Raw genomic sequence first — 10,537 nt, 5'->3', positions numbered from 1 at the left:
GTTTTCTGAATGAGGCTAATGTAAGTCAGCCTCGTAGATTAGACTTCTGCGTTTACAGCAACTAAAAACTGTGGAATCAAGTACCAAAAAATTAATTATCCAACGATAATTAAATAATCTGCCCGGATACAAATGCTATGTCTTCTATCTTTTCACTGAGCCGTTCAGCCAACGCTAAAGCGAATCCCGTGCCATAGCGTTTTTCATCTGCTGTCACATTTATTAAAATACCTTCTCCTTTCAAATCATTTATCAACTCAACCCTAATCGGTAAGCTGGTATGGTCACGCACATCTTCATCAGTATTCACCAACCCTTGCTCTAATAACTCATTGCGAGAATGAAAATGAACGTAGCTAAATGTAGCCTCGAAGGGTGGCCCTCCTAACATGGTTTGTATTTCTGAATATGGAAAACGTCTAAAGGGCAATATTTCTTTTTCAGCATCGAAAGCCTGTCTTGCCAGCATCTGCCAGTTATTAGCAAAGTCAAGATTCAACTTTATCGGAATATGATTAAGGAACAGTCCAAGAGTCAAATCAGCGCCTTCCCTCTCAGGCCTACCGTTAACAGACATCCCTGCGACAAAGCCAATATCTTGTAACTGATGAGCTGTTGTCAGATAGAAACCAGCAAAAAACATACTTTTTAACGGAATGCCCCAATCTGATACATTTTTTAGCAATTGCTTCACTGTTCGTTCCGGCAAGACCAGTACTGCTTTCCTATAATCAGTATCTTGATATCTATCCGTTTTTTCTTTAGCTAAATATTGACTAAAAAACTGTTTCGCCTTGTCGTTACTGAGCGCTTCACGCTCAAGTTTGACAAATTCTGACAATGGTGCTGGTTGCTCCAATAAAACAGACTCGCCAGCTAAATTGGCTTGATACAATCTCAAAAGCTCAAGGATAAAAACAGACTCACTCCAACCATCAAGGATCGCATGATGAAAGGCATAAGCTAACCGAAATTGTCCTTCATTCAATGCCGCCGCATGTACCCTCATTAAAGGAGCCTCTTCAGGATCAAATGGTTGGCTTAACTCAACCATTACTTTTTCGTGACGTGCTGCCAACTGTTCATCATCAAGATTTGTGTAGTTTTCCACTATAAGTGGCAATGATGGTAGTGATTCAACCAATTGCATCACTTCACTAAAAGAGGCCAAATCAAATCTTGTTCTGAGAACCGGGTGCCTTTTGGCTATTGCCTGAAGCGTGTTGTGAAGTATTTTTTCATCCAGTGGCAAGTTGACATCCCGAGCAATAACATCAAGGTAGATTGCTTTACCACTGTATAATCCCTCAAACAGCATCCCTAGCTGCAATCTCGTCGCCGGATAAGCAGTTTCGATATTAACAGGCAACCTTTGCTTATCCGTTTCATTTATCAGTTGGTTCTCATTCTGCTGACTGAGAGCTTCTTCTGTTTGTGCCAAACCGCGGCAAATCCCACACAATGTCGGATTGCGAAATAACGTACCCAGCTCAATCATCAAGCCCTGTTTCTCGGCCTCTGCAATCACCTGGATCGCCAGAATCGAATCACCCCCTAGAGAGAAAAAATCGGCTTCAGGCACTGCGTCGAACGGGCCCAATACTTGTTGCCAAATCTTTGCGAGCAGTGCTTCATCTTCCGTCAGTCCATTACCTGTTTGTTCTGAGAGCACCAAATCTTTACACATCCCCCTAAGTGTCGAGGTACGAAATAAGGTAGAGAGTGTCAGATTGAGTCCTCGTTTTTCGGCTTCCGCGATAACCTTAATAGCCAATAACGAATCGCCTCCCAACGCAAAAAAATCAACATCAGGCACAACGTCAAATGGCCCTAAAATTTGTTGCCAGATCTCTGCCACCAGCGCTTCTGTCATAGAGAGTTCACCAGATACCACCTCTTCTAATCTCTCAGCCTCTTTCCAACCCATCAAAAATCGACGATCCACTTTACCACTGCTTGTTAAAGGTAGCTGTTCATGCTGAATAAACTGACTAGGCCACATATAGCTGGGTAACAACGCTTGAACCCGAGTGATGATAGCTTGCTCAACATCAGTGCTTTTATAAGTTGTATGATCAGTGTGAATTGTATAATGGGCGACCAGTTGTTCAACATGGCGATCACTGTCAATGTTCAGCACAACACAAACAGCGCTCACATCCTGGCAACTTTTTATTGCATGCTCTACTTCTGTCAGCTCAACTCGATGACCCCGCACTTTGACCTGATCATCAAGCCTGCCTACAAACTCAATCAGTCCATCATTCGACAATACCCCTTCATCACCAGTAGCAAACATTCTGGCTCCTGGTTGGGTGGAGAAAGGATCAGGTAAAAAACGCAGGCTGGTTAACCCAGGTTGATATAAATATCCCCGTGCGACAGACTGTCCCCCAATATAAATCTCACCACGCTCACCTGGCCTGACCGGTCTCAACATTTCATCCAATAAGTACATTTCCGCATCGACGATAGGTTTACCTAAGGGAGATTTTATCGCACCAATACTTAACGATGACATAGAGTAACTACTTACCAAGGTTGTTCCTTCAGTCGGGCCATATACGTTATTAAATAAAAAGTACTTGTCTGGTTTCTGCTTTCTGGACAAATATTTAAACGCATGAGTGACTGACATTGCATCGCCACCAACAAGCAATTGAGGTACGCTATCCAGAGCCTCTTCGCGATAATCTACTAATACGTGAAATAAGGCAGGTGTCAGTAGCAATATCGTAATACCATGTTCAACAAGGCATTTCGGCAGCTCATCAATGGCTTGATATGAAGGAGAAGCCAATACCAATGTCGCCCCATTAGTCAATGCTCCCCATATTTCAAAGGCAGAAGCATCAAAAGCCGCAGGTGCTAACTGCAATATTTTTTCATTAGGTCCGAAATGAACGTACTGCTGTTTCTGGCTAACGAGGTTGGCAACGCCATGATGAGTCACTCCCACTCCTTTGGGGCGTCCTGTACTTCCCGAGGTATAGATAACGTAAGCTAGCTGTTGACTGGTAACTTGTGGCAGGATTTTTGGCACTACAGATTGGATTTCATCGATATAAACAGTGGCAACATTTTCAATGACCGTTGAATCTTTCATCATGGTTCGAGTCAACACCAACCTTGCACGCGAGTCCGTTATCATATAACGAAGTCGCTCAGTCGGATAATCGGGTGGTAGTGCTAAATAAGCAGCACCAACTTTAAGCGCAGCCAACATCGCTATGATCATGTCAGAAGAGCGCTCAATATAGATTCCAACCACATCTTCAGCCCCGATACCTGACTCCACTAGTCGATAGGCAAGTTGGGTAGCACGGTCTTGCACATTTTGGTATGTCATTTCTACATGATGTGCACTAATGGCGATCTTATGAGGAGCATTCTCAACCATCGCATCAAATTGTTCATGCAACACTATGAGTTCTTTCATTATTTATTCCTATGAATAATGTGCAGCAGTCAATTTGACTGGCAAGCGATGGTAACCAGATAGAAAAGTCGAATAGATAGGACTGGGTTCTCCATTCAAAGAGATCTCATCAACGAGCTCCACAAGCGCCTCCAGCAGTGCAGTAATTTCTATTCTAGCAAGGGCGGCACCAAGGCAAAAATGAGCCCCATATGAAAAAGAAATATGTCGATTATCACTCCGATTCAGATCAAGCTGATTGGGTTTAGTAAAAACAGTTTCATCGAAGTTAGCAGACCGATTCCAAACAATGACAACATCACCAGCCCTAATCTGCTGACCGCCTAATTCAACACCTACCGTTGCGGTCCGACCACCATGTAAAGCCGGCGTGGTCCATCGCAACAACTCCTCTACTGCCTTACTAATTTCTGCTTCACCTCGTCGCAATTGAGCCCAGCATTCTGGATATTCGGCAAATGCTTTTATGATCCCTATCAATGCCAACCGAGTTGTCTCATCGCCACCCAGTAACACGCTATAGCAATTGAAGACTAATTCTTCTTCTGTTAATATCAGGGAGTCTTGAGTCATTGCTATCAAGTTACTGACAAGATCATCTTCCAATGGCTCGATTTTGCGAGTCTGAACACATTTATAGAAATACATCAACACTTCATTTCTGGCAAGGCGGGTATCTACTTTATCAACTGACAAAGAGTTCGAAGCCAGTGCTGCACTTGCATTGACAAATAGTTTTGCTCGATCCGATTCTGGAATTTTTAAAATGTCACATATGGCTGCTAACGGAATATGTGGTGCTACATCAGTGGCAAAGTCACATTGCCCGGATGCCACCGCATTATGTACAAGCTCATGCATCGCATTTTTGATTATTTTCTGTACCGACATCAGGTTTTTAGGGCTGAAAGACTTTAACAACTCTTTACGGATTTGACGGTGTCTGTCTCCATCAGACACTGCAAGCATGCGACCACCCGCTGTGTCTCCATCATGTAACAGTGTAGCCATGACATTTCCACGAACAGAGGTAAAGGTTTGGCTATCACGGTAAACCCGTATAGTTAACTCATGGGTGCTGACAACCCAAAATCCTGATTGACCATTGACCGCAGGATGCCAAGCGACAGGTGACTCATTACGTAATTGCCGCCAGATATTATCTATATCAGGACGTAAATGAGTCAGGGGGTCCGTGAGATTTATGTTATCCGGCACTTTAGCTACATTTGAAATAAGACTCATATCGCCCCCAATTCATGCGCATCAAGAATTTGAACTTCTTCACTGTCCATAAATCGAACATGAAAACGCAAGCACTGCCCCATACGCTGATAAATATCCAGAAATGCCTTATGGTTATCCACTTTGCCCAACACCATGTTAATTTCATTGGTTTGTGAGCCTCCCGGCAAAGTAGTTCCTGCCCACACATATGGGCGATATGACGATACACCATCAAGAGAGAGAAGCTCATCTTCCCCATTAATTCGGAGAATTTCACATGGACGTGTTGGCGCAATATGGCAGATATTGAAATAGACGTGCTCAGGATTGAACACAGGGAGATCAATCATTTTTCCCAGCGCTAATCGTGCAGCCATTTCAAGCAGACTAATATTGAGGCTGATTTTGGCCATCTCGTTGATACCCCCGCCCACTCGACCATTCACTTCAATGATCCTAGGTCCCTGCTCGGTCAACTTCAGCTCGGTATGGGTGATCCCCCGATTAACTCCTAACACTTTGATGGCACTTGACGTTAATGCATAAATTTGGTTTTGTTCTCTATCACTTAAGACTGATGGCCAGATATGACCATATTCACGAAAAGGGGGACTAAGTGGCATCTTGCCGGTCACATTTATATGCTTAATCTCTCCGTTAACCACCAAGCTTTCAACCGAGACATAGTCGCCAAAAGGCAACGATGGCCGCCCCCGGAGGAACTCCTCCAATACCAGTGAACGACCACCATCAAATCCAATCTGTTTATTTGAAAGCAGTTTTTCTACAAGTCTCTTTCCTGTTTGCGTATCTTCAATAAAATAAGTATCGATGCTGCCACCACCATAGGCTGGTTTTAACACTGCGGGAAGACAAACCTGTTCAACAGCTTGCTCCCAATCTGACACAGTGTTAATGAGGTAGAATCTTATCGACTCAATGCCAGCCTCTTGTAAAGCCACTCGTTGCTTATTTTTGTCAGTAAGTCGATATGCCGTTTCGAGATCGTGAAAAGGCAAATTCAAGTGTTTTGCCAGCGTAGCTGTAAGACGTAAGGCACGCTCACTAAATGTCACAATCCCCGCAGGATTAAGGAGAGCGAGTTCTGATACCGCCCTTTCAATATCAGAACCATCAACTACGTGACCAAATCGTGAGAAGTAGGATATACGCTCTCTTGTGTGTTCGTTTGAATTGATAACAACTACAAGTGGTGCAACCCCATTCAATTCAGTGACAATATCTTTGGGAAGGGCTGCGCCTTCATCATAAATCACTATCAGGGGTTGATTATCAAAGGATTGTGGGTCATTACGCAGAGAAACCGGGCGCATATCGGTCCAAACTTCTTCAATCCATTTTTTACATGCTTCTTGCGTCCCACTAAAACCGGTCGCTCGCCATCCGGTAGCGACAGGCCATTCAGAATGAACACAGGCATATTGCTCTTCATCATTTATTACAACCAAATATTCATCCGTCAAACCTTCAAAACTGGATGAATACTTCATTTGTGTTTGGGTATTTTCATCACTCATTAGTGCAGACTTCCTTTTTTAAGCAAGCTTGATGGATACACAAATAAATGTCGTAAAGCTGATCTCGATAATAGAAGTGATCTCCAGGGAACATGACTAATTGGAAAGAATCATGTGTCAGCGATTGCCACTCTTGTAAATGATATGGGCTCACCCACGGGTCACGATCACCGCCGATGGCTAAAATAGGGCAATGTACCTTGCCACTGGCTTGTTTGTGCTCAGCCACCAACAAATAATCAGCACGCAATACAGGCAACATGAGATCAATCACATCCTCATGAAGCAGTTTCTTATCTTCATTTCCTATATTGGTTTTTAGCTCTTCAATCCAGGCTTCCCGGCTCATGCGGAGTATCTCTTCTGGCACCATGCCATTCAAATGTGGTGGACGTGCTGCTGATAAAACCAAATATTCAACGGTTCGGTTAGCTTGTTCTAAAAGTAATGCCAATTCATGACATAACAATGCTCCCATACTATGACCAATAAGAAGAAGAGGATCCTGTGTATACAGCAATACATCTTTTGCCGCTGTAGCCGCCAAATCTCTTATACATACAGGGAGTGGTTCAATACTTCGAGAACCTCGTCCCGGATACTGAAGCACCAGCACTCGATAACTACCAGCCAACAGTTGCTGAACCCAGTCGGTCATAGAATAAGCACTGCCGCCGCCAAAAGGCGCAATCACAACAGTCACTGTCGTTTGCTCCTGATCGCAGTAATTCCATAATCCTGGCGTCAGTTGAACACGTTTCATTCCAGCGTCTCTCCGGAAATTTTCAATTTGGGATCACTCCAATATGTAGCTATCCAATCCAGGCATTCTTGTTCTGATCCCGAAAAACCCACATTTTGCCACCCTACCGGTAATGTCCGCCCTTCTGGCCAAATGGAGTACTTACCTTCTTTGTTACATACCACTCTGTAATTCATGATGTTTCGCTCCGCCGTTTGATAGTCACCACTTGATCCGCCAGAGCAAGCAGGTCAATATTTTGCGAGGCTACAATCCAGATCCCCGACCACTTTTTAGGCAGTGCTAACCATATGGCTCGGGCTGTATCAGTATCCAGAGATGAATCGCAATCATCGACGACATAAACTTCAGCTGAATGGCATAACATACGGGCTAATGTCAAACGTTGGCGCTGGCCTCCTGATAACTGTTTGACACCACCAGAACCCAGCACAGTATCAAGCCCTTCAGGAAGAGCAGATGAACCTGGTTTCAGATATACTGCCGCTAACGCCCGCTCCATGATTTCATCACTGACAGAGACGTTACCCAGCGCCAAGTTATCTCGAACAGTACCGCCAACAAAGCCAGCACCTTGACGGGCATAAGTAACTTTAGGGCTTTGCCACCAATCGGCGTCTCCACAAACTTCTTTGTTATTCCAAAGCACACTTCCTGATAAGTGTCGTTCCAGCGCTAGCAGGCCGCGAAGCATACGACTTTTACCAGAACCGACTTCTCCATTAACGACAATGAGTTGATTGGGTGTGGCTGTAAACGAAATAGGTTGTGTATCGCTATTGCAACAAAGCCCCCTCACCGTCAGTGATTTCAGCATGTCATCAGCAATAAGGACTTCTCTAGCAGGCTTCTCTGTCTGTAACAGTGGCTGAATTCGCTCGTAGCAGACATCGGCATTTTTATAGTTAGCCAATGCGCGACCGAAAAAGAAGATCTGCTCACTGACCCAACCGATATAAGTCAAAAACAGAGCCAATTTACCAATAGTGAAATCACCACTGACAATTCGGGTACTGACAACAATCAAGACAATAGATGTACCTAGCATCACGATGTTACGAAATAACCCCGACAGCAGATCAGTGAACATTTGGTGCTTTGCCTGCACCGTCCGACGACGTTCAAAACTTGCCGAAAGTCGTTCAATATGCAGATCCAACTTTCCACCAAGGCGAAGGTCACGGATTCCTGCCAGTATATCGGTGATACGACCCGCAATTTGGCCTTGATATTGACGTTTCTCTTCCTGTAATGCTCCGACCTTATGCTTGATAACTACGCCCAACCACAAACCACCAACCATCGGCAAAAGCGCCAATGTTGTCACAATGTCGGTACTTAGCAACACGACAAGTGCTATCAACAATAGTACCGCCCGGTAGAAGAAATCCGCTGTCCAACCGAGAAAGGAGGCTACTTCATCGCTGTCATTACGAATACGGTTGAGCATATCCCCTTGAGAAAGACGCAGGTCCGCACCAGAGTGACTGCAATTTATTCCCTCCAGAATGCGTTGTTTAAGATATGCGCTGACCTTAAAAATAAGTGTAAAATCAATCTGTAAGCCAAAAATCAGTATCACTGAGCGTAGTACCATCGTGCCTACCGCCAATGCCAATAGCCACCAAACCGCTGAGCCTATAGGATCGATAACAGCACTATCAAGAAGCCGGCTGATGGCAAAACCAACGACCAAAGGTAAGCCATGGATCATTGTCCATATAACCATGCTGGTGAAGTAAAGAAAGGAAAATCTGTGCACTAAACTCAGTAAAGCAGGCAACATTTTTGATGGGAAAAAGAGGGTTAACCCCGTCATGATATAAGTTCCCTATTTTTTGTTAACGTTTTGATCTCTGCGCCATGAAGGAGTTCCTCGACACGGCCTTCATTCATGATAATGACTTGGTCAGCAGTGGATAATGTATGCAGGCGATGGGCAACGATGATAACGGTACGATTAGCGCTAATTTTTTCCAGTAATCTCATCCAACTCTGCTCAGTACGAGGATCTAGTAGAGAAGTACCTTCATCGATAATGATTAATTGTGCGTCTTGAAGCATGGTTCTTACCCCGGCAATCATTTGAACTTCCCCTCCCGACAATAAACGCCCCCCGACACCCACCAAAGTATCCAGCCCCTCTGGTAATGTCTTCGCCCATTTATGGATCTCTAACTCTTCGAGCGCGTGCCAAATTGCATCATCTGAAATGCTGTTATCGAACAGGGTTAAATTTTCACGTAGCGTTGCTGAAAATAAATGCGCCTCTTGGCTTAACACCGCCACACGACTGGCAAATTCATCAGGATGAATGGAAGTGACCTCAACACCAGCAAGGGTAACCCGTCCGCTATCAGGCTGAGCCAACCCACACATGAGATTTAGTAATGTGCTTTTACCTGCCCCCGTGCGCCCCACAATGCCTACTTTGCTTCCAGCGCCCACACTGAAGCTAACGTTATGTAAGACTTGTTTACCCTGATCTTCATAACGAAAGTCAACCTGATCAAATTGAACTGACAAGGGGCCTTCTGGTAGCTGATTCTCTACACTGTCGTGATTGACTTTCTCCTCATCTCGTAACATCTTGACTATCAGTGATAAGGTCGCAATCAATCGTTGTACCTGATCTACTTCCGAAGACATGTCTTCCATTGGTTCTCTGAGTCGGTCAACATAAAGATAAATCATGGTTAACGTACCAATACTGATACTGTTATGACCGAGTAATTGCAGCCCAAATCCAAAACCCAGACCAAAACTCAAGGCAAAAAATAGCTGGGTAATCGGCCAAAATATGCGTCCGCTGACATAGGCTTTACGTTCTATTTTTAATAAGCCAGAAAGCATCTTCTGTAGTTGCAAAGCAGGCCAACGGCTCCTTCCCAATGAATGCAAATCATCTTGTGCGGCAAGAGTATCGCCGATAAAACCAAATATGTGCGCTCTCTCTTCACGGGCTTTTTTCCATCGCACTACTGCGAGGTTAGTAAGTTTCACCAGAACATAAGCCACAACGAGAACCAACACGGTAATTGCGATACCTATTTCTGGGATAATAGAAAACAAAATCACCAAAGTGCCTAATGCTAATGCGATATTTCCTATAATCCGGAATCCGGATTCCGCAATAGTTTTTCCAATGATGTCCGCATTCCCCTCTATCTTTTCAAGGAGCTTACCCTGAGCTTCACTTTCAATTTGCAGGATAGACCGATTGTGCACAACATGATGAAATAGCTGACGCCTAAGTGCATCGGCAATACCCCAACCTGCACTGGTACTGCAATAACTGGTAACCAGACCAGCGATAACACCGCCAAAAGAGATGATTGCGTATCCCAAAGCCAAGAGGACAAGCTCATAAACGAAAGTACCTGCGGTAGCTTTATCGATGTAATGACGGATCACAAATGGCCCCACTAAATCGCAAACAAGTGTGACAACTAATGCCAGGAAAGTACCAATAATGGCTTTTTTCATTGTCCGGGCGCTCTGCCAAAGCAACTTAAAACCTGTTAATGGGTTAGGAGAGTTCATACCTTGCATATTCGTTTGTATTTTCAT

The 10,537-nt window shown here is 44.3% G+C and carries 7 protein-coding genes; all 7 read right to left on the bottom strand.

Annotation, left to right across the window (positions count from 1 at the left end; all coding sequences use genetic code 11):
* Positions 1–109: 109 nt before the first annotated feature.
* Genes LG003_RS16655 through LG003_RS16625 form a run of 7 tightly spaced genes read right to left on the bottom strand, consistent with a single transcriptional unit; the run spans position 110 to position 10,537 of the window.
* Positions 110–3,439 (bottom strand): amino acid adenylation domain-containing protein, encoded by a 3,330-nt coding sequence (locus LG003_RS16655; protein WP_262981201.1) that lies wholly within the window; start codon positions 3,437–3,439, stop codon positions 110–112.
* Positions 3,440–3,448: 9 nt separating this feature from the next.
* Positions 3,449–4,684: a cytochrome P450 gene (locus LG003_RS16650; protein ID WP_262981200.1), complete on the bottom strand. Its 1,236-nt coding sequence runs from the start codon at positions 4,682–4,684 to the stop codon at positions 3,449–3,451.
* Positions 4,681–6,204: an MbtH family NRPS accessory protein gene (locus LG003_RS16645; RefSeq protein WP_112879503.1), complete on the bottom strand. Its 1,524-nt coding sequence runs from the start codon at positions 6,202–6,204 to the stop codon at positions 4,681–4,683. Before LG003_RS16645 ends, LG003_RS16650 begins: the two co-directional genes overlap by 4 nt.
* Entirely contained in the window at positions 6,197–6,967 is a 771-nt protein-coding gene (locus LG003_RS16640) for a thioesterase II family protein (protein WP_112879502.1), read from the bottom strand. The genes LG003_RS16645 and LG003_RS16640 overlap by 8 nt, the downstream gene beginning before the upstream one ends.
* Positions 6,964–7,143: an MbtH family protein gene (locus LG003_RS16635; protein WP_262981199.1), complete on the bottom strand. Its 180-nt coding sequence runs from the start codon at positions 7,141–7,143 to the stop codon at positions 6,964–6,966. Before LG003_RS16635 ends, LG003_RS16640 begins: the two co-directional genes overlap by 4 nt.
* Positions 7,140–8,786: an ATP-binding cassette domain-containing protein gene (locus LG003_RS16630; protein WP_262981198.1), complete on the bottom strand. Its 1,647-nt coding sequence runs from the start codon at positions 8,784–8,786 to the stop codon at positions 7,140–7,142. The genes LG003_RS16635 and LG003_RS16630 overlap by 4 nt, the downstream gene beginning before the upstream one ends.
* Positions 8,783–10,537, bottom strand: coding sequence for an ABC transporter ATP-binding protein (locus LG003_RS16625; RefSeq protein WP_262981197.1), 1,755 nt, complete (start codon positions 10,535–10,537; stop codon positions 8,783–8,785). The genes LG003_RS16630 and LG003_RS16625 overlap by 4 nt, the downstream gene beginning before the upstream one ends.

Source organism: Photorhabdus kleinii, assembly GCF_025384885.1.
Taxonomy (GTDB): domain Bacteria; phylum Pseudomonadota; class Gammaproteobacteria; order Enterobacterales; family Enterobacteriaceae; genus Photorhabdus; species Photorhabdus kayaii.
The sequence above is the reverse complement of the archived record's forward strand: the minus strand, read 5'-3'. Positions and strand labels throughout refer to the sequence as shown.

Coding starts and splice junctions, on each gene's coding strand:
- LG003_RS16630 (WP_262981198.1), bottom strand. CDS start 8,786: ATGACGGGGTTAACCCTCTTTTTCCCATCAAAAATGTTGCCTGCTTTA.
- LG003_RS16640 (WP_112879502.1), bottom strand. CDS start 6,967: ATGAAACGTGTTCAACTGACGCCAGGATTATGGAATTACTGCGATCAG.
- LG003_RS16625 (WP_262981197.1), bottom strand. CDS start 10,537: ATGAAAATACAAACGAATATGCAAGGTATGAACTCTCCTAACCCATTA.
- LG003_RS16650 (WP_262981200.1), bottom strand. CDS start 4,684: ATGAGTCTTATTTCAAATGTAGCTAAAGTGCCGGATAACATAAATCTC.
- LG003_RS16655 (WP_262981201.1), bottom strand. CDS start 3,439: ATGAAAGAACTCATAGTGTTGCATGAACAATTTGATGCGATGGTTGAG.
- LG003_RS16645 (WP_112879503.1), bottom strand. CDS start 6,204: ATGAGTGATGAAAATACCCAAACACAAATGAAGTATTCATCCAGTTTT.
- LG003_RS16635 (WP_262981199.1), bottom strand. CDS start 7,143: ATGAATTACAGAGTGGTATGTAACAAAGAAGGTAAGTACTCCATTTGG.